The 22,709-nt window shown below is 66.9% G+C and carries 20 protein-coding genes and 3 pseudogenes; 8 read left to right on the forward strand and 15 right to left on the reverse strand.

Annotated features, from left to right (window positions below; genetic code table 11):
• The first annotated feature begins 4 nt into the window (after positions 1-4).
• Entirely contained in the window at positions 5-1,267 is a 1,263-nt protein-coding gene (locus JQX13_RS45995; protein ID WP_203405743.1) for an MFS transporter, read from the forward strand.
• Between the two features lie 69 nt (positions 1,268-1,336).
• On the forward strand, positions 1,337-2,095 hold the full coding sequence (locus JQX13_RS46000; protein WP_203405744.1) for an alpha/beta fold hydrolase: 759 nt from the start codon (positions 1,337-1,339) through the stop codon (positions 2,093-2,095).
• Here the strand turns inward: JQX13_RS46000 and JQX13_RS56650 are convergent.
• Positions 2,056-2,460 (reverse strand): annotated as a pseudogene (locus JQX13_RS56650) (alpha/beta fold hydrolase); the annotation flags it as partial. The gene JQX13_RS46000 and the pseudogene JQX13_RS56650 overlap by 40 nt on opposite strands.
• 1,174 nt (positions 2,461-3,634) lie before the next feature.
• Between JQX13_RS56650 and JQX13_RS46005 the strand changes: the two are divergent.
• Both JQX13_RS46005 and JQX13_RS46010 read left to right on the forward strand, forming a co-directional pair.
• Complete coding sequence (locus tag JQX13_RS46005) at positions 3,635-4,771, forward strand: RCC1 domain-containing protein (RefSeq protein WP_239014258.1); 1,137 nt, start codon at positions 3,635-3,637, stop codon at positions 4,769-4,771.
• 508 nt (positions 4,772-5,279) lie between these two features.
• Positions 5,280-5,816, forward strand: coding sequence for a DeoR/GlpR family DNA-binding transcription regulator (locus JQX13_RS46010; protein ID WP_239014259.1), 537 nt, complete (start codon positions 5,280-5,282; stop codon positions 5,814-5,816).
• 31 nt (positions 5,817-5,847) lie between these two features.
• Here JQX13_RS46010 and JQX13_RS46015 read toward each other — a convergent pair whose 3' ends face one another.
• Together JQX13_RS46015 and JQX13_RS46020 are read right to left on the reverse strand one after the other, a co-directional pair.
• The gene (locus tag JQX13_RS46015) at positions 5,848-6,681 is read right to left on the reverse strand and encodes a hypothetical protein (protein WP_203405746.1); all 834 of its coding nucleotides are present in this window, start codon (positions 6,679-6,681) and stop codon (positions 5,848-5,850) included.
• A 356-nt stretch (positions 6,682-7,037) separates the two neighbouring features.
• Positions 7,038-7,256 (reverse strand): YgiT-type zinc finger protein, encoded by a 219-nt coding sequence (locus JQX13_RS46020; protein ID WP_203405747.1) that lies wholly within the window; start codon positions 7,254-7,256, stop codon positions 7,038-7,040.
• A gap of 25 nt (positions 7,257-7,281) precedes the next feature.
• Between JQX13_RS46020 and JQX13_RS46025 the strand changes: the two genes are divergently transcribed.
• Positions 7,282-8,145: a hypothetical protein gene (locus tag JQX13_RS46025; protein ID WP_203405748.1), complete on the forward strand. Its 864-nt coding sequence runs from the start codon at positions 7,282-7,284 to the stop codon at positions 8,143-8,145.
• Between the two features lie 170 nt (positions 8,146-8,315).
• On the opposite strand, the gene JQX13_RS46030 is transcribed toward JQX13_RS46025, so the two are convergent.
• From JQX13_RS46030 to JQX13_RS56655, 4 genes and pseudogenes are all read right to left on the reverse strand, one after another.
• Positions 8,316-8,654, reverse strand: coding sequence for a hypothetical protein (locus JQX13_RS46030; protein ID WP_203405749.1), 339 nt, complete (start codon positions 8,652-8,654; stop codon positions 8,316-8,318).
• 200 nt (positions 8,655-8,854) lie between these two features.
• Positions 8,855-9,757, reverse strand: a complete 903-nt coding sequence (locus JQX13_RS46035; RefSeq protein WP_203405750.1) for a transposase — start codon at positions 9,755-9,757, stop codon at positions 8,855-8,857.
• Between the two features lie 431 nt (positions 9,758-10,188).
• A complete protein-coding gene (locus tag JQX13_RS46040; protein WP_203405751.1) occupies positions 10,189-10,743 on the reverse strand; it encodes a hypothetical protein in 555 nt (184 codons plus the stop codon).
• Positions 10,744-11,101: 358 nt separating this feature from the next.
• Positions 11,102-11,416, reverse strand: a pseudogene (locus tag JQX13_RS56655) (hypothetical protein); the annotation flags it as partial.
• A 317-nt stretch (positions 11,417-11,733) separates the two neighbouring features.
• On the opposite strand from JQX13_RS56655, the gene JQX13_RS46050 reads away from it, so the two are divergent.
• The gene (locus tag JQX13_RS46050) at positions 11,734-11,967 is read left to right on the forward strand and encodes a hypothetical protein (protein WP_203405753.1); all 234 of its coding nucleotides are present in this window, start codon (positions 11,734-11,736) and stop codon (positions 11,965-11,967) included.
• Here JQX13_RS46050 and JQX13_RS46055 read toward each other — a convergent pair.
• The 4 genes from JQX13_RS46055 to JQX13_RS46070 all read right to left on the reverse strand — a co-directional run bounded on the left by JQX13_RS46055 (position 11,889) and on the right by JQX13_RS46070 (position 15,547).
• A complete protein-coding gene (locus tag JQX13_RS46055) occupies positions 11,889-13,289 on the reverse strand; it encodes an SIR2 family protein (RefSeq protein ID WP_203405754.1) in 1,401 nt (466 codons plus the stop codon). The genes JQX13_RS46050 and JQX13_RS46055 overlap by 79 nt on opposite strands.
• Before the next feature lie 279 nt (positions 13,290-13,568).
• Complete coding sequence (locus tag JQX13_RS46060; protein ID WP_203405755.1) at positions 13,569-14,198, reverse strand: recombinase family protein; 630 nt, start codon at positions 14,196-14,198, stop codon at positions 13,569-13,571.
• A gap of 183 nt (positions 14,199-14,381) precedes the next feature.
• Complete coding sequence (locus JQX13_RS46065) at positions 14,382-14,984, reverse strand: TetR/AcrR family transcriptional regulator (protein WP_239014260.1); 603 nt, start codon at positions 14,982-14,984, stop codon at positions 14,382-14,384.
• A gap of 95 nt (positions 14,985-15,079) precedes the next feature.
• A complete protein-coding gene (locus tag JQX13_RS46070) occupies positions 15,080-15,547 on the reverse strand; it encodes a nuclear transport factor 2 family protein (protein ID WP_199443008.1) in 468 nt (155 codons plus the stop codon).
• A 103-nt stretch (positions 15,548-15,650) separates the two neighbouring features.
• On the opposite strand from JQX13_RS46070, the gene JQX13_RS46075 reads away from it, so the two are divergent.
• A complete protein-coding gene (locus JQX13_RS46075; RefSeq protein ID WP_203405756.1) occupies positions 15,651-16,085 on the forward strand; it encodes a hypothetical protein in 435 nt (144 codons plus the stop codon).
• 415 nt (positions 16,086-16,500) lie between these two features.
• Here the strand turns inward: JQX13_RS46075 and JQX13_RS46080 are convergent, their stop codons facing one another.
• Positions 16,501-17,043 carry a GNAT family N-acetyltransferase gene (locus JQX13_RS46080; protein WP_203405757.1) on the reverse strand — a complete coding sequence of 181 codons (543 nt, stop codon included), beginning with the start codon at positions 17,041-17,043 and terminating at the stop codon, positions 16,501-16,503.
• 1,144 nt (positions 17,044-18,187) lie between these two features.
• On the opposite strand from JQX13_RS46080, the pseudogene JQX13_RS54915 reads away from it, so the two are divergent.
• A pseudogene (locus tag JQX13_RS54915) lies at positions 18,188-18,482 on the forward strand (IS5/IS1182 family transposase); the annotation flags it as partial.
• An 8-nt stretch (positions 18,483-18,490) separates the two neighbouring features.
• Here the strand turns inward: JQX13_RS54915 and JQX13_RS46085 are convergent.
• The 3 genes from JQX13_RS46085 to JQX13_RS46095 all read right to left on the reverse strand — a co-directional run bounded on the left by JQX13_RS46085 (position 18,491) and on the right by JQX13_RS46095 (position 22,697).
• Entirely contained in the window at positions 18,491-19,183 is a 693-nt protein-coding gene (locus JQX13_RS46085) for a hypothetical protein (RefSeq protein WP_203405758.1), read from the reverse strand.
• Between the two features lie 213 nt (positions 19,184-19,396).
• Positions 19,397-20,512 carry a DUF4150 domain-containing protein gene (locus tag JQX13_RS46090; protein ID WP_203405759.1) on the reverse strand — a complete coding sequence of 372 codons (1,116 nt, stop codon included), beginning with the start codon at positions 20,510-20,512 and terminating at the stop codon, positions 19,397-19,399.
• Positions 20,513-21,572: 1,060 nt separating this feature from the next.
• On the reverse strand, positions 21,573-22,697 hold the full coding sequence (locus tag JQX13_RS46095; RefSeq protein ID WP_203405760.1) for a DUF2169 family type VI secretion system accessory protein: 1,125 nt from the start codon (positions 22,695-22,697) through the stop codon (positions 21,573-21,575).
• Positions 22,698-22,709 lie beyond the last annotated feature (12 nt).

Genomic DNA, 22,709 nt, shown 5'->3' on the forward strand with positions numbered 1-22,709 from the left:
CCCCATGTATCTCGGCGTGGAGATACTCTACGTCGAGATGAATGCGGGTGCAAACCGGGAGCGCGCCTCGTGGCCCCGCCGAAAGGCGAACATGTCGAAGTTCGGGAAAAGCTCCTTGTTGTTGCTCATCGCCATCGTCCTGGTTGGCTTGAATCTGCGTCCGGCGCTTGCGTCCATCGGGCCGCTTCTCGACGCGATTCAACGGGCGATCGGCCTCACCGACACACGCGCGAGTCTGCTGACCACCATTCCAGTCTTTCTCATGGGGGCCTGTGCGCTCAGCGCCTATCGCCTGCGGCGGCTGACGGGTGAGCGTTACGGTATCCTGCTCGGAATCGCTGTCATCGGGTTGGCGTGCGCGGGGCGCGCCGGGGTCTCTACCGGCGCGGGGCTGGTCGGAACGGCTGTGGCCGCTGGCATCGGGATCGCCATTGTGCAGGCATTGCTGCCGGCCTTCATCAGACGCTGTTTCGCTGAAAGGGCCGGCGGAGTCATGGGTTACTACTCGACCGCGATCATGGGAGGAGCTGTATCCGCGAGCGTGCTGTCCCCGCGTCTGGCCAGCCACTTCGGGTGGGTGGCGGCGTTGGCGAGCTGGTGCCTTCCCGCCCTGCTCGCGGCAGGAGCGTGGATGCTGGCAACTCGTGGAGCGGGACACTCCGTTGTCATCACCGAAGCAACCAGGACACCGTTTTCCCGCAGTCCACGCGCCTGGCTCCTCGCGCTGTTCTTCGGGCTTGGCACTGGCGCCTACACGCTCGTTCTTGCGTGGCTTCCTCCCTACTACACGGGCCTGGGGTGGACTCCGGTGGACGCAGGAGAATTGCTCGGCGTGGTGACGCTCGCCGAAGTCGTCGCGGGTCTTGCTGTGTCCTTCTGGATCGACCGCCTGCCAGATCGACGGCCGGCCCTCCTCTCTGCGATTCTGTCGCTATTCGTCGGCCTGCTCTGTCTGCTCATCGCCCCCCTTCAACTGGCCTTGCCGTCCGCCATCTTGATGGGGCTCGGCATCGGCGCGCTGTTCCCCTTGTCATTGATTGTCGCGATGGACCATGCGAGCGATCCCCGCCAGGCCGGTGAGCTCGCCGCCTTCGTGCAGGGGAGCGGATATCTGATCGCCGCGACGTTCCCCTTCATTGCCGGCGTTCTCCGGCAACACATGGCCAGTCTCGGCCTGGCCTGGGTGCTGATGGCGGGTCTCTCTCTCGTGCTCGTCGGAATCGCCCTGCGCTTCTCGCCTGCGTCATACGCCCGGATGAGCGGGTAACCAGTTTCTTCGAAGTCAGGGAGGCTCGTCTTGGCCTGTTATGAGAATGAAGGTCGCAGGAATTACTTCATGGAGTTCGGTTCCGGCCGGCCGGTGATCCTGCTGCACGGCATCAGCAACTCCGGTCGTGCATGGGGCCCGCAGATCGTCCCACTCGCGGACGCGGGGTTCCGGGTGATCGTGCCCGATCACGCGGGACACGGAGCATCCGGGCCCGTCAACCGGCCTTGGGGGATCCAGGACTTCACCGCCGATGTGGTTGCATTGTTGGCTCACCTGGACATCGGGAACGCCGATGTGGTCGGGCTTTCCCTCGGCGGGATGGTTGCACTGCAGTTGGCGCTCGAGAGGCCCGAGCTGGTCGGTAGGCTCGTGGTCGCCAACAGCTTCGATACCACCGCGACGCCTGGCTTCCGTTCCATGGCGGAAGGTTGGGCGGGGATGTTCAGGAGCGAGGAGGGTCCTGTCCGCAGACTCGAGCGTACTTGGCCCATGCTCGTCAATGATGCGTTCAGGGCATCTGGTGAAGGTCGGCGGACCTACCAGGTCTGGCACGGCATCGCGGCGACTGCCCACGGACCGTCGCTCGCCTATGTCTCGGAGGGCATCATCGGCTTCGATGTCACGACGAGACTGGCGTCCCTGAAAAGGGAGACTCTTTTCATCGCGGGAGAAAAGGACGCGATGTCACCGCCCGAGGTCAGCCGACGGATGGCCGAGACCGTTCCCCATGCTCGATATGCCGAGCTTGCCGAGGCATTCCACATCTCGAACGTGGACGCGGCGGAGCACTTCAACCGGTTGCTCATCCCCTTTCTGTTGGATTGATGAGCAAGGGGCTGTATCTGGGCTGGGTACCAGTGGTGGAGGCGTGCTCCGGTGCCCCTTACCTCCTCCTGGGCTGGAGGTGTTCGCGTGCTTGAGGTGTGGAGGGAGGAGGAGCCAGTCCTCGCGTATAGCCTCGCGGCGGTGGCCAGGGCGACGCACCCTCCGAAGGAGTGTCCCACCAGCTGGGCCCCCTCCTCCAGCAGGTCGGCGACCCACGCCCCATCCGCCTCGGCATCATCGGGACGGCCGGGCGCCGGACTGCGCCCGTGGCCGGGACGATCCGGAACGACCAGCCGCCACCCCCGCTCGCCCAGACGCGCCTGGGCGGCGAAGTGGCGGTCTCCTCCCACCCGACTGCCTTGCATGCTTCCATGGACCAAGACGACCCGGGGACCGGACTCGCCCCAGCGGGTGATGTGTATCGAGGCATCGCTCACGGTGGACTCCTTTGGAGCATAAGAAAAATGGGAGGCCGGTTGAAGGTGAGGGCTGGAGCGGAGGGGCCGAGGAGAGCCGCGGACGGGAGCCGCCCGAGCTGTGTGCCAGGCCCGTGTAGGGGGCCGAGCACCCCCATAGGGCACACTGCTGCCCAGGCCGCCCTCCCATCAGGGCGCGGCAAGAGCCTGAGCTGGGCCTGTGGGTTGTCTTGAGCGCCTCAACACCACGCTGCCTGGGCTCCTTCCTGGCCGCTGCCTCGCGCGCCACGCTCGCCTCCCCCGCTCCTGCTGCTTGGGGGAGCAGCTTCCTCGCCGCGACGGGGGACGGGCAGCTCTCCGCGGCGCGCTGGTAGAGCGCGAGGGACTTCTTCGCCGCCTCCAGCGCCTCCTCGCGCTTGCCCCCGGCCATGAGTTCCCTCGCCAGGGTGCGCGAGCTCGAGGCCTCGAGCTGGAGGCCATAGGAGAGGAAGAGCGGGTCCTCTTGCAGGAGCGCCGCGACGCGCAGGACCTCCGCGGGCTGGCGCGGCCCGGCTTCAAGCGCGAGCCGCAGTTGCCGCGCGGCCGGCGAGCGGCGCTCCGGGAGTGCGTCACGCAATTGCTCGACGGGGCGCTCGGAGGTGGAGGCGGCGAGGCCTGCGTCTCCACCGGGCAGAAGTGCCAAGGCATCAGCGGGCGGCGGAGCCCCCCAGGGGCCCACGCATCCAAGGAGCGCGAGACAGACGCCCCACCCCACAAGCTTCACCCCGCGCATCCTGCCTCCGTTCCGAGCACCGCGAGTCACCGGCAACCCTGCTCCGATTCGGCACGAGGTCGAGAATAAACCGCAGCCCGGGCACGTCTGGGGCCCGCGTTTGGGAGGTTTCAGACCGGCCTTCCAGCACCCGTTGGCGACCGCGTCCGTCCATGAACTCGGCGTCGCGGCTCCGTGCGCCTGTAGCCCCCGTGGGGCGCACGGTGGATGACCGCGGACGGTCCGACGCGCGCGCGATGCGGGCGCGGCGGGTGCCGTCATCGCGGCAAACCCGAGGTCTCAAGATGTTTCACCCTGACGAGGCGAGCAACGCTAATGCAACCGGATGGACGAATACACCAGGAGCGATTCATGCAACGGAGCGATGGGCCGCGGATGAGCCGATGGCTGGGAGTCTGCCTCGGACTGTTGTTCGTGGTGGGCTGTGGCCAACCCACCACGACGGGGGATTCCGTCGAGGAGGCGTCGGTGGACTCACCCATCGTGCGCACGAGACCGCGAGCCCGTGTGGCCGCGGGAGGGGAGCATTCACTGTCGGTGCGTCCGAACGGCACCGTGTGGGCGGTGGGCTCCAACGCCTATGGGCAGCTGGGGAATGGCTCCACTACGTCCAGCACCGTGCCCGTGCAGGTGCAGGGGGTGACCGGGGCGACGGCGGTGGCCTCAGGCAATGATCACTCCCTGGCGGTGATGGCGGATGGCACCGTGCGGGCCTGGGGTGGCAACCGCTTCGGCCAGTTGGGGACTGGCACCACTACCGCCTCCTCCACGCCCGTGCAGGTGCAGGGGCTGACCGGGGCCGTGGCCGTGGTCGCGGGCGACGAGTGGTCCCTGGCCCTGCGCTTCGACGGCACCGTATGGGCCTGGGGCAACAACCACTATGGCCAGCTGGGGACTGGCACCACCACCGCCTCCTCCACGCCCGTGCAGGTGCAGGGGCTGAGCGGCATCACGGCTGTCGCCGCGGGCACGGACCACGCGCTGGCGGTGAAACCTGACGGTACCGTGTGGGCCTGGGGCAACGCGTACGTATCCATGTTCACGTCGACCACGCCCGTGCAGGTGCAGGGGCTGACCGGAGCCGTGGATGTGGCCGCGGGCACATTGTTCTCCCTGGTGGTGCGCTCCGATGGCACCGTATGGGCCTGGGGCTACAACGCCGATGGCGGTGAGCTGGGCGACGCCACCAAGAGTGGCCGCACGACCCCCGCGGCGGTGCAGGGGCTGACCGGGGTCACCGCCGTCGCGGCGGGGCAGGACCACGCCCTGGCCCTGCGCTCCGATGGCACCGTGTGGACCTGGGGCAACAACGACGCGGGGCAGCGTGGAGATGGGACGCCCGCGCGGCAACTCCTGCCGGTGGCGGTGCAGGGGATGAGCGGGGTTTCCACCGTGGCGGCGGCCCCTTCGCACTCCCTGGCGCTGCGGTACGACGGCACCGTGTGGGCCTGGGGCGCCAACTTCGCCGGCCAGCTCGGGGGCGTATAAGAAGGATGGGAGGTCTGTTGAGGGAGTGGGCTGGAGCAGAGAGGTGGAGGAGGGCCGCTGAAGGGGGCCGGCCGAGTGGTGCGCCAGGCCGGTGGAGAGGCCGCGCAGTCCCCTTGGGGTACACGCCGGCCCAGGCCGTCATCCCAGGAGGGGTGCGGCAGGGGACGTGGGCCTCTTGGCTCTCTTGAGCCTCAACACCACGCGGCCTTATGTGGCCCTCGCTCTGGGGCCAGACGCGCACCTGCCATGGGCAATCCCTGGTGCTCCAAAATCTCTCGCACCCCGCTCGCTTGCTTCACGTACGCCAACACACTCCGCCTGCCTCCACCTCTCTCGCAGGCCAACACGTCGAAGTCGAACGTCTTCCTCAGCAGTTCCGCCCAGTCCACTCGCGGCGTCCTCTCCTTCTTCGGCTCCTTCCTGGCCTCCGCCTCAAGCGCCACGCTCGTCTCCCCCTCTCCTGCTGCTTGGGGGAGCGCCCACCTACGCGGGACGGTGGAGCGAGTCGGTGGAGGCCAAGAGCGCCATCGCCGCCACCGCGGCGCGCTTCCTGCGAGCCGGGCAGGTGGTGTTCTTCGATGCGGGGACCACGGCCAGGGCGGTCGCGACGCAGGTGCCGAGGGATTTAGCGATGACCGTCATCACCCACAGCCTGCCGGTTGCCGCGGTGTTGGCGGAGCATCCGGCGGTGGAGGTCATCGTGCTGGGGGGACGGCTCCTCAAGGAGTCGCAGGCCATGGTGGGCGCCGAGACGGTGGACGGCTACCGGCGGATCCGCGCGGACCTGTGCGTGCTGGGGACGGCGAGCGTGCACCCGGACATCGGCCTGGGTGCCTTCGTTCATGAGGACGCCGAGGTCAAACGCGCCATGGTGGGGGCGGCCGCGGAGGTCCTGGTGGTCGCCGCGGGCGAGAAGCTGGGCACCACCTCGCCCTATCTCATCGGGCCGCTCTCGGTCGTGGACCGGCTGGTGACGGACAGCGCCGCACCAGACGCGGTCCTCCAATCCCTCACGCACGCAGGCATTGAGATCGTGCGGGGCTGAGGCTCTCACATCACGGGTTGGGAGCTGGACGTCAGGAGTCAGTCACCGGCCGGAGCGCGTCGGGGACATAGTTGGGGGGCAGCATCTGCTGTTTGTTGCCAGTACCGTTCGCCTTGGGCCCTTCGTGGAAGGTGTATCCCGCGTCCAGCAGCTGCGCGAGCTCACGCGCGGTGACCGTGGAGCGATTATTCTCCACGTCCCACAGGTTGGGGTCGATGGGGGACTGCCCGGCCTGGGGCTTCAGGGCATCGAGGAACTCCTGTCCATTCTTGCCACTGCTCAAGAGCGCCTTGACCGGCTCCTGGAACTGGGTGACCAGCTTGAAACGGACCGGGAGATCGATTCCCCCTTCCACCCATGCATCGTTGACTCCCAGGCTCCAGACATCGGCAGCGAGCCGCCGCACTTCTTTATTCGGGTTCGGCGTCTCCGAGCCTTGATGGGTATGATTCCTTACGTCGTCGACGCGACCAAGGTACAGTTTGGCCTTGTGGGTGGTGTCGCGCGCCTCTTCCGCCTTGGCATTCCACTGCTTGGCGGACTCGATGTACTGAGCGGTAATGCCGCGAACGACGTCCCCACCGCCCTCCCGCGAGTAGCGATTCCACTGTTGTTTCAGGCTGTTGAGGCCTGCACTGTGATCGAGGCGCTTCTTACTCGCCTCCTCATATGCCGCCTTCAGGTCCGCGTCGCCAGGGGCATTCTTGGATGCCTCCTTCAGGCGCGCCACCTCCTGCTTCAGCCCCTCCAACTCCTGCTCGGCGGTATGGATGTTGGCGCGCAGGGTCTTCGCGTTCTCATACGCCTCCTTGACGATGGTGGCCTCGGCCTTCATCTGCGTCTCGGGCTTGTAGTTCTTCAGCACCTCCTCCACAGAGGCAGGGAGTTGCATCGCGGTCTGAGCAGAGGTCTTGCGCCCCCCCCACAGCGCGCTCGCCCCAGCGGTGGTGGCGACAGGCGCGGCAGTGGGAACGCGAGGCAGAGGAGGAGGACGCCCCCCGGTCTGGGCGAAGAGATCGCGGAGCGCGGTGGGCGCGGTCGGCGCAGTGGGCGCGGCGGCCACGGGAGGTGTCGGTGGCACCGGCGGCGTGACAGCCGAGGGCTGATTCGTCGCCGCCGGTCGGGACTGCGGGGGGGGAGGAGAACCCACAGGTGAACGAATTGTCATGAAAGTCTCCTGAAATCCTTTTGCCTTTACCTTACAACGCAAATGAAGTCCATTTAAGCTTGTTTTTCAGCTCTGAGGATGGACTCCATGCGCTCGATGACCTGCATCTTGTACACTTGCGAGCCACAGCGTGGACACTCGCCCTGAGGAATGGCGGTGATGACTACGGTGCGGCCGGCGACGACCATCTCCACTTCGATCAACTGTCCCTGATACATCCCGGTGCAGGTGCAGTGACCGTAATCGAACCCCGCTCCATCGTTGGCTCCCATGGGGCCCGCGAGATTACTACAGCCCATGACGAAGATCCCCCCTCGCCATCATCTCCATCGCCCCGCCGGCATGGCCCGAGCGCGCCCCAACGAGCGGCGGCGTGCCGGGAGCAAGTCCGCGCCCGGGAGCCCGCCCCACATCGATGAGCAGGAGGAGGAGCACGCCAGGATTGGAGACGACTCGGAGCTCTCCCTGGGACACAACGGGGACAAGAGAAACGACACGGAAGAGCGGCTCTGGCGGCAGGTCGAGGAGTTCCGGAACAAGGGCGGGCAGCAGCAGGCACTCGGGGCGGACACGGGAGGCCCGGAGCCCACGGGCTCCAAGGGTGCCTCCGCACAGCAGGTCACCGCCGAGCTCCAGAAGGCGGCACAGGCCAATCCCCAGCGCAGTGTCTTCGGCGTCCAGCGCAAGGCCGAGCAGCCACCTCGGGTCTCTCCGCCCGCCCCGGCGCCTCCGCGCCCGCCGCCCGCCGAGGGACCAGCTCCCGTGGCGCCCCGAGCCCTCACGGGCGCGCGAGGGCTCCTGGCCACGGGAAGACCCCAGGGGAGCTATGTCCGTGAGCTGGCGGCTGGAGGCACCGAGGGCGCCACGTCACCGCCACGGGCCCTGGCCGCGGTGGAGGAGGCCCGGCGGCTCCTGGTCCAGGTGGAGGGCATCGAGCGCGTCTCCCTGGGCGAGAACAAGACGGGCCAGCAGGTCGTCCTCGTCGTCGCCCGGCGGGGCGTGAGCCTGCAGTCCCTGCGCGCCGTGCCGCAGAAGGTGCAGAACCTCGACACGGTCGTCCTCATCCCGTTCGATGCGCTGCCGCTGCGGCGTCCGGCCGGAGAGACGGGCTCGACCCCGAGCCTTCCGGCCCGTCGGCCCCCGCTCCCGGGCAAGGAGTAGAAGCGGCGCCACGGCCCGGACTGGCGCTCTCGCAGGTGGATGTAGGGCTTCACGATGGAGGTGCATCAAGCTCGCACCAGTTCCTCGAGGTGCGTCATCTCGTCGGGCGAGAGCCGGATGATGAGAACTCAAGACGACCTCGGGGAGACCACCCCGTGGGGTAGAGGGCGTCAGCCGCCGAACGTGGCCGACACCCACGCCGCCAGTTCGGCCCCTGCTGCCTCCAATGACGCGCCACCCGCGCCGTTGGTCACCAGTGCGAAGTGGAGGTTGGAGTCCCGTGTCGAGAGCAAGAGCCGGTTCACGCCCGCGACGCCCGGTTCCGCCGCCGCGGCCACCGACTCGGCGCCGGTGTACGCGGGCACACCCCTGACCGAGCCGATCGAGCTCACCACCGTCGTCGCGCCCGGCGCGAACGACGCGGGCAGGTGCAGCTCGGTGGGCGCCGTGCCGCCGTTGGACCGCCACACCAGCACGCCGAACTGCCCCGTGCCAACCAGTGCGCGCACCGCGTATAAGAAGGATGGGAGGTCTGTTGAGGGAGTGGGCTGGAGCAGAGAGGTGGAGGAGGGCCGCTGAAGGGGGCCGGCCGAGTGGTGCGCCAGGCCGGTGGAGAGGCCGCGCAGTCCCCTTGGGGTACACGCCGGCCCAGGCCGTCATCCCAGGAGGGGTGCGGCAGGGGACGTGGGCCTCTTGGCTCTCTTGAGCCTCAACACCACGCGGCCTTATGTGGCCCTCGCTCTGGGGCCAGACGCGCACCTGCCATGGGCAATCCCTGGTGCTCCAAAATCTCTCGCACCCCGCTCGCTTGCTTCACGTACGCCAACACACTCCGCCTGCCTCCACCTCTCTCGCAGGCCAACACGTCGAAGTCGAACGTCTTCCTCAGCAGTTCCGCCCAGTCCACTCGCGGCGTCCTCTCCTTCTTCGGCTCCTTCCTGGCCTCCGCCTCAAGCGCCACGCTCGTCTCCCCCGCTCCTGCTGCTTGGGGGACCAGAAATGGCCGCAGTTTTGCGCCTGGAGCGAAGACGCCGTGGAACCTCGTGAGATTTGCCCGAGGCGGAGGCACCAGGGACGCCACTCGCCGTAACAGTTCCAGCCCGGTGAAGAGCAGGTGCGTGGTGCCGTCCGGCAGCGGCCGCTTCATTCGGTAGGCGATGCGGCCGTCCTCCGCTCGTGACAAACGCTCCAGCGCCAGCGCACCGCGCGCCCCGTAGCGGCACAGCCGCTCCAGCCCCAGCCTGTCGTTGGCGTGAAGGTGCGTGTTGGCATGCAGGGAGAAGCCCTCCAGGACGGCGCACCGGGGTTGCTTTCGGGGAGGGGGCCGCACGTCCACCTCCGTCCAGCGCAGTCGCTGCTGCAGGGAATGCGCCTGGTACGCCTGCAGCGCGTCCTCGGGCCCTTGCGCGGGCAGGGCCCCTCTTTTCTCCAACAGCCGCAGCACCCGGTGCCGCACCACCTTCAGCAGCCGCTCCACCTCGCCTTGCGTGGGCGGCGGCAACGGCTCGAAGCGCACGCCACCCTCCTCCGGCACGAAGACGCCGTCCGGCACCAGCGAGTGGAAGTGAGGCGTCACTTGCAAGGCCGAGCCGAAGAACTGGATGAACGACACGGCCCCTGGCTGCCCACCCCGCAGGCCCTGCCGCCGTGCCCTTCGGCGCTGCAGGGCTTGCCCCCGCGCGCAGGAAGAGGGTGAGGACGTCCGAGAGCAGTCCCACGTCCTTGAGCAGCACCCAGCGCACCCGGTGCGGAAAGGACAGCGTCCACTGCCGGTAGGGCACGTGCGGCAGCACCCGCTCCACCAGGTGCTCCGCTGTGACATGCGCCCGTTTCGCATTGCAGGCAGGATTGATCCAAAGTCCGTAGGAGAGGTTTTGAAGAGGCGGAGAGCAAGTCCAGACATTCACAGGCAAAGAGGGAGCATCCCTCCGGACGGCGCCTGAAAGAGGGGCGCCGTGGAAGGACAGGAGTGAAGGTACACAGGCCGAACAGCCAGGGGAGAAGAGGCGCGGGAAGGCCGGAGCGGGAGCAGCTGGCGGGCGCTCAGGCAAGTGTGGCCAGACTCTCGGGCAGCACGGCCAGACCCAACAGGCCCTGGTAGAGCACCTCCATGGTGCGTGCGAAGCTTTGGGGCCGTTTGTCGCGAGTCGGCAGGTGCGTGCGCACCAGGGCCAGCAGGTTGTAGGCCAGCAAACGCAGCCAGCTGAGCACCAGGGGTGCATTGCCTCGCAGGCTGGGCGAGGCGCTGTCCTCCTCCAGCACCACGTCCGCTGTCCAGTTGGGCCCGTTCTCAATCCCCCAGTGCCGGCGTACCAACGTCAGCATCCGCTCCGGGGACAGTTGCCCTGTGGGAATGGAGGTGAGGAACAGCCGCGTCTCCACCTTCGGCAGCTCGCCGTCTCTGGTTCGCGTCTGCCTCACCCATACCCATTGCTGGGCGCCGGGAAAGTCCTCCTCTGGCGGCTTGTCCACCACCCTCAACTCCCTCTCCACCCACTCCCCGCTCGTCCGCTCGCGCGTGCGCACCTTCACTGGCGCCACCGCCAGCGCCACCCACGCCTTGTCATGTAGCCGGTGGAAGTTCTCCTTGAGCGCCATCAGGTAGTCTTCTCCACCACCCGTTTGAACAACTCCGGGAACGCCGTCGCCTCTCCCTGCTTGCCTTCCAGCAACTTCTGGTCGAGCACCGGCTGGGCCGCGCTGCTGGTGAGACTGGCGCGCAGCGCGTACGGGTACCAGTACTCCCGCCCCTGCTCATCCTTCGTCGTGTGGCTCGGCTCGCACGGCGGCTGCCCCGGCGTGCTCTCCCCGCCTTCCCGTCAATGCTGACGACGCCCCGGGCGAAGAGCTCATGGCGTATCAGCCCCACTTCCAGGCCTCGGTGCACCATCTGGTGCACCTCCTGCTCCAACCCCTCTGGCTCCAACTTCCCCAGCAGCCTATCCAACGTCGTGTCGGACACCGGCCGCTTCAGCCCCTCGGGCGCCGTGCCTTCGCGCAGCATGTCCTCCCCCAGCGCCTCGGCATGCCTCAACACCCGCCGCCCCACCGCCAGCGCCTGCACCAGCAGCATCAACATCGCCGCCAGCGGATGCCTCTGTCCCCGGCGGGCCCGGGGGTCCTTTACCTCCTTGAATGTCAGCCCCAGGCTCGCCATCATCCTCTGCACGCGGGAGGGGGTTTCCTGCTCGTCCTTCTTCCCCTTCCCGTTTCCCGCTTGGGGTGTGGAGGGCCCGCCAGTCCTCCCGCCCCGGTTTTTCTTCCCACTCATCCTTCTTCTCCCCGGACCTGTCCGGCCCGTCTCCGGCTCTGTGCTGGCGCTCCCCCTCGCGATCTGCCCGCGGCTGCTCGCCTCCGGTGGGCGCCTGTAGGCGGGACTATACTTCAGCCGTAGGCCCGGGTGGGATGACCTCTCCCGTGGGACTTTGAATCAAGCCTGATGTTGAGGGGGAGGGCTGGAGCGGAGGGGCCGAGAAGGGCCGCTGACGGGGCCAGCAAGGCCGCGCGCCGCGCCGGTACACGGGACGGTACAACCCCTTGGGGCACACCCCTGCCCTGGCCGCCCTCGCTTGAGGAGAGAGTTCGGTCATGCCCGACGAGCCGAAGACGGCCGTGGTTCCGCTGGCGCTCGCCCAGCGTCTGCTGCGCATGGAGGGGCGCGCCACCGAGCTCGCCGTGGCGGTGCACCGGCTGGAGGAGGCGCCCCAGGTGGCCGCCCGCCTGCGCGAGGCGCTCGGCCCCGACTACGAGGTCCACACCTGCCGCTCGGCCCACTCCTCCGCCAAGTCGGTAAGAACCTCGCGCCACGCATCCACGTCCTGATCCTCGAGTGAGGTCGTCGCCGCTGAGCTCAGCACCGCCGTCGGCAGAGGTGGTCCACCAGGCAGCTCTGCGACGCAAGGCGCGGCAACCACCGACTGCCACCTCCGAGTGCTCATCGCCTCCGATAGGTCGCGAGCCCAGATGTCGGACGAGCCCAGACTCTGCCCGGCGATCCATGGGCTGTCATGGCCGACCGGCACCGTCCGCAGCTGCTCCGGGCTCCGGTAGAGGCGGTCATGGGAGCTCCAGCGCACGATCTGACCGGCCCCATCAGCCAGCCACAAGGTCATGTTCGCGTCATCGCCCAGTACCGGCCGCAGGCGAGTGAGATCACGGGCCAGCTGGTCGGAGTGCTCCGGCTGCAGCTGGTCGAAGTCGCCCTTGATGGCATCCCAGAGCGCACCGGCCCGCACCTTCGGGGCCAGATAGTCCGCCCTGTTGAGGGCGCTCAACTCGCGGATCGCCTGAGCGGCATCGCTGTGATCCTGCACCAGGACCGCCGAGACGCCGATAGATGCCCACTGGGCTACCAGGGCGTCCTTGACCAGGTCGAACTGCTGCCGGGACAGCCCGAAGCTTTCGCGGGCCAAGAGGATGAAGCCTTTGTCGGGGCGGGTGGCGAGCTTGAGCTCATGCAGCCACTGTCGGATGTCGCTGTCGCGGTAGGAGGTGCCAGCCAGCAGCAGCGGTCCGCGGCTGAGGGCACCTTGCAACTCGGCGCGCTGCCACGGTGAGGACTGGGCGCTCAGCTTGGTGAAATCCGACAGCGTCAGCACGATCTCGCCAGTGTCGGCGGGGTCTTGGCCCAGGTACCCGTGAAGGTGGTGAACCTCGAAGGCCCCTCGGGGTGCCCGGTCATCCTCGGTGTCCCGGGCCTGGACGCCGGCGTCGCTTCCGACTTCTTCCAGGGCATCTTGCAGCGCCCACTCGATGAGCAGGTCGAAGTTGAGGGTGAAGAGGCCGACGTCGCCGACCGGGCGCCCGGCGGCCAGGGACGCAACAGCAAGGTGCAGGGCAGCCGGCTCTGTCTCCACCGGTGACGGGGGGTAGAGGGCCTCGCGCACGAGCTCGAGCCAGTTGCCGACGCCTGCTCGTGCTGCCTCTGCGGCCAGGGACGGGTCCTGGCCTGCCAGGAAGGCCCGGGCGGTCTCCTCGTCATCGATCGTGCCGCTGAGCTGCAGCAGCTGGGTCGCCAAGCTGTTCCAGTCGGGAAGGCCGGCCGCGGCGGAGGCGCCCGCTCCCAGCAGCACGCTCACCTGCTCGGCGTTCGCGACCGGAAGAAGGCGCTGAAGCGTGACCAGATCGAGTTCGGCGGCGCTCACCGGCTCATGCTGTCAGGGACCGGCTGACCCCACCGGGATGCCACCCGTCCCAGGGAGGCAATCGGGCGTTCGGTGGCCTGACCAGTCCGACACTGCTCAAACTCGGGGGCGTGCCCTACCCGCCCCGTCCCCAGCTGCGGCCGCGCCCGGAGTTCGCGGGCACGCGGGACAGCGCGCATCCGGGGGTCCGAGGAGGATCGGAACGGTTTTTGGCGGTAGCCATCTCTGCTGACGGCGAAGCCCCCAGCAGAGATGAAGTGTTCACAGCGCTGGTTCTGGCTATGCCTCGGTCGTCGGAGGCGCGTGCAGTTCATGCTCGGCGGCGGTGACCTGGGCCGCGGGGCGTGGTGGCAGGTGCCGGTAGAGGCTGGTGCGGGTGATCCCGGTCTTAGTGACGATCTCGGCGATCGTGCTGCCGGTGTCGCGAAGGTGCGCGGCGTAGGCGAGCTTGTCGGGGTCGACGACGGTGGGCCGCCCGATCCGCCGGCCTTTCGCGGTCGCGGCCGCGCGGGCACCGGCGGCGCGTTCGAGGCTGTAGGTGCGTTCCATCTGGGCGAACAGCGCCAGCAGCACGACGGCCAGCTGGGCCATCGGATCATCCGGGTTGGCGGAGTCGACCTTGATGGGGTCGGCGAGGGTGCGGATGCCGACTCCGCGCTCGGCCAGGTCGTGGATCAGGTTCAGGGTGTCGCGCACGGTCCGCCCGAGCCGGTCGAGGGTGTGGATGACGATGACGTCGCCGTGACGGGCGAAACTCATCGCCGCCTGCAGGCCGGGCCGGTTGGTGGTGGCCCCGGACTTCTTGTCGACGTAGATCCGCTCGGGCGGGATGTCGGCCGCCTCGAGCGCCATGATTTGCCGATCAAGATCTTGCTTGGTGGTCGAGACCCGCGCGTACCCAAGATCCATGTCGCTACCGTACCAAAAGTCAAAACCGTACGACACATTCGGTACTCACTTGTGGGACAACTTCTGGGACGGTCTCGACCTGGGCGTCTGTGATCGGCGCCGAAGCTGGCCGCCGGTGTCCCACTTCCAAGGAAGTGGGACGGCCCGGCAGGCCGCCTGCATATCCCGCCCTTGCGGTAGAAGCTAGGGCGAAACCTGGTGGGTGAAGTTACCGCTGTCCGATCGAGACCGTTGCCCGCTGAGGGTCCGTGCCCAGGGCTCGTCGACGTCGGCCAAGCCGAGGGTCAGCGTGACATTTTCGAGCATGCCGGCGCCGAACCAGTGCCGGACCGCAGCGTCGTCGTGGTTCAGGAGCTCACTGACGAGTTCGACCTGCCGGGCATAGCACGTGCGCACCGCCTCGGCCACGAGCGGCTCATCAGCTGCGCAACTGGCCTGCATGAGGAACCGCATGACGTCCCGGTCCTGGATCAGGGTGCTGTAGGCGGACCGGATCGCACGCATCACCCCCTCCGCCTGCCGGGGCGGCCCGGCCTCATCGGTGCCGGCGCCGGCTCCGGTCAGAGCATCCGAGAGCAGCTCGGACACGTGGAGGACGGCACCGGCGAACAGCGCCTCCTTACTGGCGAAGAGGCGGTAGACGTAGGGCTGAGAGATTCCGGCCCGTTCGGCGATCTCACTGGTTATCGTGCCGTAGTAACCCTTGCGCGCGAAACAGGCCACGGCAGCGTCCAGCACGACTCGACGGCGTTGATCGCTTTTCACGCTGGAGCCGGGGGCGGGCATGTCTGCCAGGCTTTCACTGCGGGGTGAGACGGGGTTCGAGGGGGCAAGACGGGTGGGCGACCCGTCTTGCCCCCTCTCACCCTGTCGAATCGGGATCAGCGCCCTGCGGGCCACGACACGTCTTGGCCACTGGCCGCCTGGTCGGGGGTCATGGCCTCGATGACCACGAGAGGGTTCCAGTAGTCGACGAACCGCTCGACCAGGCCCGCCTCGTCGAGGCGGATCACCGTGATGACCGTCTGCTCATACGGCTTGCCGGTGCTGAGGACGCTTCCCTCCGAGCGGTATTCGGCGACCGCGGTGCGGGGGTCGGTCGTCTCGATGAACTTCACGTCGACGAACTTCACATCGAAGGTCTGCGGGAAGCCGCGCATGTGGGCGATCAGCGCCTCGCGTCCCTGCACCCGGGTAGGCACACCGGCGGGAGCGAAGGGGAACTCGACCGTGCCGTCCGCGGCGTACAGCTCGATCCACTCGTCGATCTGGCCGGAGGACACCAGCCGCAGGTGCTCTGCCAGGGCGTGCTGTGCGGGGGTGAGTTCGCGGGCCGGGTTGGCGTTCATGGTCGCTCCTTGGTTAGTGATTGAACAATAACAAACCTAACCGGGAGGCAGCCGAGGAGCAAGGGTGAGGACCGTCACGGCCCAGCCAAGAGGCGCCGGCCCGGTGCTTCCGATGGTCACCGTGGCAGCGGGCGCGGGACGATCGGTATTTCTGGATGCGGGTGTGCCCGCATCGGAGGGGGAAACACTGCCCCCTGACTTCGTGCGTGCAGCAGTGGCCGACCTTCGGCGAGGCGACAAGATCGCTGCGTGGCCGACCTGGTGGGACCCGGCAGATCTGGCGGCGGAGCTCCCGGATGACGAGCTTGGGGCTGTGGTGTCAGCTGAGGCCCCCGAGCTCCCCGCTGACTTCTTCGACGTACCTGTGCCGGTTCCCCCGAGCTGGTCGACCGACGTGCTCTATGTCCAGCTGTCACCGTCCTACGATCCGGACTCGGCCACCGCCCGAGAGCGCGGGTGGACTGTTCGAGGCACCGGAACGGGGAGCCACCTCGACGTCGCATCGGCGCCGGCTCATATCGCCGATCTGATCAGCTGACCGGCGAGGTCTTGGCGGGATGGGTTACCGCTTCGGCCCGTCGAGCAGACGGCGCTGACTAAGCCTCAGCACGTCAGCGGGCCAGTTGATGTCGGAAGGACGGACTACTGCCGCGCGCTGGTGGTGCTCGCCGGCCCGAAAACGGGTGGGTAGTGGTCTGTCCGTTATCGGGTGATTGTGGGTCGCCGTTTTGGAACCCCTTTTTGGTCACCTAGAGCGAGATGGCCGTTTTCCGCTAGTCGTCCTGAGCGACGGCCAGTAGTCGGCCGGTCGGCCGCAGCAGGATGCAGCGCTCATGCTGGTCCACTGGGCGCTTCGCGGCCCGAGAATGATCTGGCATCGGTGAGTCCGTCAACGGGCATCAGCGGTTCTTCAAATTGCGATACTGAGGCCTACGGTCGCTGCATCTCGCAACCTAATGAGAGATGAGGCTGGCGCTGATCTCGTGGATGATCTCCAAGCCGTCTTCGTCGTCCCACTGTTCGCCGACTGCGGTGAAGCCGTACTGCGCTGTCAGGTTGGACGAGGCGGTGTTTCCGGGGGTGATGGTGACCCGGACCGTACGGACCGCCGGTTCTTCACGGGCGCGTTCCAGCAACGCTTCCAGCGCGGCGCGGGCGTACCCACGGCGGCGGTGGGCCGGATCGACGGCGTAGCCGATCTCCACCATGCCCGAGATGTCCGGTGGCCCGTGGTACCCGGCCCGGCCCACGGCGATGTGGTGGTCCTCGTCCCAGATGACGCCGGTGACCCAGGCAGCGCTGATGGGGTCCTGACGGGTCTGCTCACTGCGCATGCGCCACACGCTGCGCCAGTCCTGGCCGGCGAAGTACTCGGAAAGCGGAACGGGGCTAGCGGCGTTGGCGGTGGCCAAGTCACCAGCTGCCAAGGCGTGGAAGGCAGCTTCGGTGAGGTGGACGATTCGCACGTGGGGGATGGGGTGGTCGGTCGTGGTCACTGAACTTCCTGTCGTTGGCGGCCGGGAAACGGTTGGGTAGTGGTCAGTCCGTTAACCGGCGCTTGCGGTCCGTCAGAAGGCGGCAGCTACAGCGGCTTGGAGCACAGCACGTCGGGATACGGGAGATAGCCGATGCGCTGCCAGAACGCCAGCCCGTCAGCGTTGTCGGGCATGACCAGCAGGTTGATGCGCGGAGCGCCGCGATCCCGGAATCGCTGCTGCGTATAGGCGGGATAGAAGCCATGTTGAGGGGGAGGGCTGGAGCGGAGGGGCCGAGAAGGGCCGCTGACGGGGCCAGCAAGGCCGCGCGCCGCGCCGGTACACGGGACGGTACAACCCCTTGGGGCACACCCCTGCCCTGGCCGCCCTCGCTTGAGGAGAGAGGCAGGGAGCGTATAGGCGGGATAGAAGCCATGTTGAGGGGGAGGGCTGGAGCGGAGGGGCCGAGAAGGGCCGCTGACGGGGCCAGCAAGGCCGCGCGCCGCGCCGGTACACGGGACGGTACAACCCCTTGGGGCACACCCCTGCCCTGGCCGCCCTCGCTTGAGGAGAGAGGCAGGGAGCGTATAGGCGGGATAGAAGCCATGTTGAGGGGGAGGGCTGGAGCGGAGGGGCCGAGAAGGGCCGCTGACGGGGCCAGCAAGGCCGCGCGCCGCGCCGGTACACGGGACGGTACAACCCCTTGGGGCACACCCCTGCCCTGGCCGCCCTCGCTTGAGGAGAGAGGCAGGGAGTTCGCTTGAGGAGAGAGGCAGGGAGTTGGGGCGTATTGACAGCGGCTGCGCCAGGTTCAGCACCACGCCTGCTGGGGTGGTCCCCGGGCCGGGGCCCGCTTCAGAGCCTGCGAGGGAAGTCCCAGGTGCTCCAGCTTGGCTGGGGGCCCGCTGCGAGAAAGGCCGTGGCTCGACGCCGAGGGCCGTGCCCAGCAGGACGCCCGTGGCCTCCAACTTCAGGGACTTGGGGGCGCCCGGCCGCGCCAGGGCGACGAAGCCCGCGGCCTCGCCTGGAATCCTTCCGTCCGGGTTCCGGCGGCCCAGGTGCAGCCGCGCCCTCACGTGCGCAGCCAAGGAGGCGCCGTCCACCAACGAGTCCACCGCCCCCACCAGGGCCACCGCCCCCGCGCGGCCGGAGTGCAAGTCCTTTTGGGCGGAGGCCAGCGCCTCGAAGAAGGCGGCCCGCCAGGCTTCACGCCGACAAGGCGTATGACCATCGCTTCATCCGTCGAGGGCTGCGCCTGCGTCACATCCAGCCGCGCATCGCCCGCCGAGGTATTGACTCCTGCCAGCGCTTCGGACGTCACCGCTGGAAGGCGGAGCGCATGGCTGCGCCGCATGCGCCGACTCACCATCCGCTATGAGCGGCGCGATGACATCCACTACGCTCTCCTCCAACTCGGCTGTTGCACCATTCTCTTCAATGCGCTCATGCACTGGCCTTGAAAGGCGCTTCAATCCGGAATTTCGTGGCCAAAGAAGTAGCGAACACCCTCTTTATATCTCGCTGCCTCCGGGCTGTTGAGAAAGGCCTCGGCAATCCGAGCCGCCGCGAGCGGCTGGAAGACCTTATCTACATACATGTCGTGACAATCAATCCCAGTTGATGCCTCAAAACGGCGACGAAGCTCGAGCGCCAAGTGCCACGCCTCGTCCATGTCGTGCGCCAGAATGTTGGCATAGCTCTTCACGCCTGATTTCTTACCCTGAAATAGCAGAATATTTCCTCCTTCGTATTGAGAGCAAAGGGCCTCATGACGATGAAGGACAAGCCCCAAATACTCCTCCAAGCCATCGTCAGGCGGCTCCGTTGAGATAATGGTCACCTCTCGCTCCATTATCATCGACAATAGAACCGGAAACGACCGAATATCCGTCACCCCATTGCTGCGAAGCGTGAGGTAGTGGTCTACAATCACAGGCGCGGCATCAAGAAGTCCCCAGCTGGCAAATGCGTCACAAAAATCAAGAGCCATGTCGCGATAGTCATACAGCGCATCCTGGGTTCGTGTCTCCCTCGCGGCCCTTTGCATTCTCTCGAGGTCCTCGCGCATCTGCTGGAAGCAGTCAAAGGTGGCGGCGTCCCCCAGAAGAGTGCAAATGGTGGCCCGAAGGAGTCCATCTCTCGCGGAATGGTAGATGGACAAGAGTTCCTGCAGGTGCTCAAAGCGCCCAGCCTTGAGAGATTCAAAGATTTCCTCCGTACGGAGCCAGAGCTTCCTATCTTCATTGCGTAGTAGCTCTGGATGATTGGCGGGAGTGGGGACCGGAAAGTAGCCGTCTCTTCGGGGGTTAAGTCTGTTTTCGTAGAATGTCAGGCGTCTTGGGGGCATGGTTTTAGTGTCCGTGACGTGTGAGGCCTATTGCTTTTTTGGCTTCATCCAAGATGGCGGGGAGATACTTCTGAGCCTTGACCTGTTGGCACCAGAGCTTCGGAAACGCTCGTGGAACCGGTCAGGCTTGTCCGCCTGCCAGTCAGTGAACACGTCGTCGATAGTCTTGCAGACTTTGCATAGAAGGTCATGCGGCTGAAGGTTCCCTGGGTTTATCGGGCAGCCTCCAGCAGTCTTGGGGGTGAGGTGGTCTACTTTCTTGAATCCGCCGCTGCGGCGTGGTGGCTCCTCCCGAGGGTTCCTGGCGACAAATCGCTCGACGATGCCCGGATTCTTGGAAAGAAATTCCGCCTGATAGACTCGGGAAATAGACTCACGCCGGCCGGTGCGGTCGTCCACGTATTCGCCTTTCCACGCAGTTTCGATAGAGCCCGTTGAAACAACACCCTGAGCGCGAAAGACGTCGCACGGCGGGGTGGGAAAGACTCGCCCTTCGCAGGTGCACTCCTTCTCCTTCATCGCGCGCATGGTGGCCAAAACGTCACTGCGATGTATGGCTCTGGGCGTGGGCTTTCCCCTTTCGTCCTTTTCATTCACTCCGTAGAAGTCCTCGAGCGACAGAGGCTCATCGCCTTCGCGGAAGGCTGCTGGGCAGCCCGGCTCTCCACAGCAGGGACACTGCTTGAGCTTGATGCGCTGGTGGGCCAGCAGTTGACTGGATGAAAGATTTGGGTACGGAGGGGTAGAACCCGGGTAGCTTGCGTGATTCGAGGTGGTGAGGTCGATATGGCGGGTGACATTCTTTCCTTCCATGAGCACATCCATGGACCAGGAGGTGAAGTATGTCTTTCCGGTGATGGTGTGCGTCACCAAGCTGCCACCGAAGTTGCGTGTGGCCGCCTCGTTCCCGAGAGGAGAGGTGGCATAGAACGATTGGTCGCGCAGCATGACGGGCTTCCCATTAATCGTTACGCGCTTCGTGCCCTGCTTCATGTCCCGGGAGAACGAAGTATTCGGGTAAGGCACCGGCACCGGCCCGGCTGGCGGGGGAGGAGGACTCATGCAGACGTCTGGGAAGGCCGCCACTACCTTTCCGTCCCCGTCAGCACAGGCAACTTCATTGCCATTGGCAAAAACCTTCATCAGGGCATCCCTCGTGGTGTGTAGGTGTCAGGTCCGCGCAAGACGGCCGCTGCTCTTCCTCCGGCTTCATCGGATGTGGTTATAAGCGCCCGGGGCCCGGGCGCATAGCCGTGGCGCATGGCCACGGAGGCCCAAGCCAGGGCCACGAGGCCCGAGGCCGCCCCTGTCTCCCCCAGGGACTCTGCGGGAAGCCACAGTGGCATCGTCTCTCTGCGCGTCCTCAATAGCCTGGAAAGCGCCAGGGAAAGCTCCTTGAATCCATAGCCCTCTCCTGAAGCGTCAGCGATACGGAAGTCTACATCCGCCATGTCCAGCTTGCCTTCCGCGAGGGCCGTGCGGCAGGCCTGGGCGAGGCCGAGACCCCGGAGGGGAGCCTCCGAATGGAGGGTGGCATTTTCCTCAGCGAAGCCGAGGCCCATCAGCCACTGGGGGCTGTCATCGTCTGGGCGAGGCCTGCGCTTCAGCAAGACGCAGGCGGCTGCTTCTCCAGGAATCACTCCGTCCGAGTTCTCCGGACGGAGTAGCCTTCCTTCTCGCTGCATGCAATCGAGAGTCGGAGCATTGGTGAGGGAGTCCACTGAGGCGACCAAGCACCCCGGAAGCCGAGGCTGGCGCTCAAGTAACAGGCGAGCTTCGGCCAGCGCCTTGAGCCCTGCCGTGTTCCCCACAGCCAGACTGCGCGACAGGGTCGTCTCCAGCCGAAGGCCGTGGGCTCGGTGCAGGTCCTCGAATGCCCGGGGAAATACGTTCGCGATGCCTCCTGGACGCGCTGTGGGCGCCGTCCCCACCAGCAGTGGCATGGAGGCGACCTCGGATTCATCCATTCCCCGGACTGCATCTGCGACCGCCATGCCCAGCAGCCCCATGACGCGCTCCTCGTGCAGCAACCCTGGTGAGAGCACTGACAATTCGGAGAGGACAATGGGCTCGCCTTCGTTGTCGCGGTAGCGGCTCCTCTTGAAGCGGTTCATCCTTGCGCGGAGGGCTGCCCCCGCGGCCGAGGCGCTCAGTCCCAGAGGGCATGCCATCCCCACGGAAGCCACGTTCAAGGGGAGAGCGTTCATGAGTTTCCTCCGGGCCTTCTCATTCGGCGCATCCAGGCAACAAGCGAGCCGAGGCCACGGAAATAAGGCTTGCCGCGTCGGTACGTCACTGGCTCACCTCTTGTGCTTGAGGGGCGAGGGCCGACTTGCACCTCGCGAAGGTGGGAGAGCTTCTTGGCCAGCGGAACAGAGGCCCGCCATGTCACCACCACTTCGCGTGCATCCACGTCGAGGAGAACCGTGTCCATGCGTGCTTCCGTGCTGACCCAGGAATTTGGAAAGCGGAAGGCTATCGGCACCTGGAGGCGCGGCACCGTTACCGTCCAGGGGCCGGACTCGGTGAGGCCCAGGCACCGGAACACCTCGCCGCCGCGCAGGGCCGGCAGTTGCTGGTCCTCGGGCGCGCACTGGAAGTAGCGCGGGTTGAAGTCCCGAGGAAGGAAGGGGTAGTCCTCCGCGAGCCAGCGCTCGTCATACGTTCCGGCGTGGGCGAGGCGAGGCTGCCAGCCACGGCCCACCGGGCCCAATCCCACCGGCACCGTCTTCCCATCCCAGCTGTCCAGGAAGTGCCGGGGGTGCTCCAGGTTGGGCAATGGCGTCCCCACCGCATCCGCGGCGCGCGGGTTCTGCCGGAAGCCTCTGCCCACTGGGTTGCGCAGCTCCGCGCCGTGGTGCTTCGGCTCGGGGTGGGAGGTGTCCACTCCACCGAAGGCGAACTCGTATCGCAGGGGCATGCGGACGAAGGGTTTGGGAGGCGTGGCCTTCATGCCCATCAACCCCTTGTCCCAGTAGCGGTCCCCCGTGACGCGGAGGTCCTTCTGCCGGCCCGGCATCTCCACGCGCACCAGCATCGCCTCCGTCGCGCGCCCGTGGGGCGCGACGGCGTGGCCCAGCACGAGGAGGTCCACCAGGGGCTTCGTCAACGCGAAGTCATTCTCCCGGAGGAGGCTCGTCATTTCGGGGGCCCCGTGGTGCTCGTCCGTGTAGGCCACCGGACGTTGCACGTCCGCCAGTCGGGGCTCGCCCCGGCCGTCCATGCGGAAGGTGCCTTTGACGGCGACGACGCAGTGCTCTCGGGCCTGGGCGTCCGTCGCCACGGTGAGGCCCGCGGACATGCCCGTGGTGTTTTCGCTGATTTGCATGGCGTCTCCTCG

Origin of the sequence: Archangium violaceum (assembly GCF_016859125.1) — a bacterium.
Taxonomy (GTDB): Bacteria; Myxococcota; Myxococcia; order Myxococcales; family Myxococcaceae; genus Archangium; species Archangium violaceum_A.

What these genes read in the sequence shown, in the direction of transcription:
- JQX13_RS45995 (WP_203405743.1), top strand. Translation starts at nt 5, where the DNA reads ATGTATCTCGGCGTGGAGATACTCTACGTCGAGATGAATGCGGGTGCA.
- JQX13_RS46000 (WP_203405744.1), top strand. Translation starts at nt 1,337, where the DNA reads ATGGAGTTCGGTTCCGGCCGGCCGGTGATCCTGCTGCACGGCATCAGC.
- JQX13_RS46005 (WP_239014258.1), top strand. Translation starts at nt 3,635, where the DNA reads ATGCAACGGAGCGATGGGCCGCGGATGAGCCGATGGCTGGGAGTCTGC.
- JQX13_RS46020 (WP_203405747.1), bottom strand. Translation starts at nt 7,256, where the DNA reads ATGGGAGCCAACGATGGAGCGGGGTTCGATTACGGTCACTGCACCTGC.
- JQX13_RS46025 (WP_203405748.1), top strand. Translation starts at nt 7,282, where the DNA reads ATGACGAAGATCCCCCCTCGCCATCATCTCCATCGCCCCGCCGGCATG.
- JQX13_RS46040 (WP_203405751.1), bottom strand. Translation starts at nt 10,743, where the DNA reads ATGGCGCTCAAGGAGAACTTCCACCGGCTACATGACAAGGCGTGGGTG.
- JQX13_RS46050 (WP_203405753.1), top strand. Translation starts at nt 11,734, where the DNA reads ATGCCCGACGAGCCGAAGACGGCCGTGGTTCCGCTGGCGCTCGCCCAG.
- JQX13_RS46060 (WP_203405755.1), bottom strand. Translation starts at nt 14,198, where the DNA reads ATGGATCTTGGGTACGCGCGGGTCTCGACCACCAAGCAAGATCTTGAT.
- JQX13_RS46065 (WP_239014260.1), bottom strand. Translation starts at nt 14,984, where the DNA reads ATGCCCGCCCCCGGCTCCAGCGTGAAAAGCGATCAACGCCGTCGAGTC.
- JQX13_RS46070 (WP_199443008.1), bottom strand. Translation starts at nt 15,547, where the DNA reads ATGAACGCCAACCCGGCCCGCGAACTCACCCCCGCACAGCACGCCCTG.
- JQX13_RS46090 (WP_203405759.1), bottom strand. Translation starts at nt 20,512, where the DNA reads ATGAAGGTTTTTGCCAATGGCAATGAAGTTGCCTGTGCTGACGGGGAC.
- JQX13_RS46095 (WP_203405760.1), bottom strand. Translation starts at nt 22,697, where the DNA reads ATGCAAATCAGCGAAAACACCACGGGCATGTCCGCGGGCCTCACCGTG.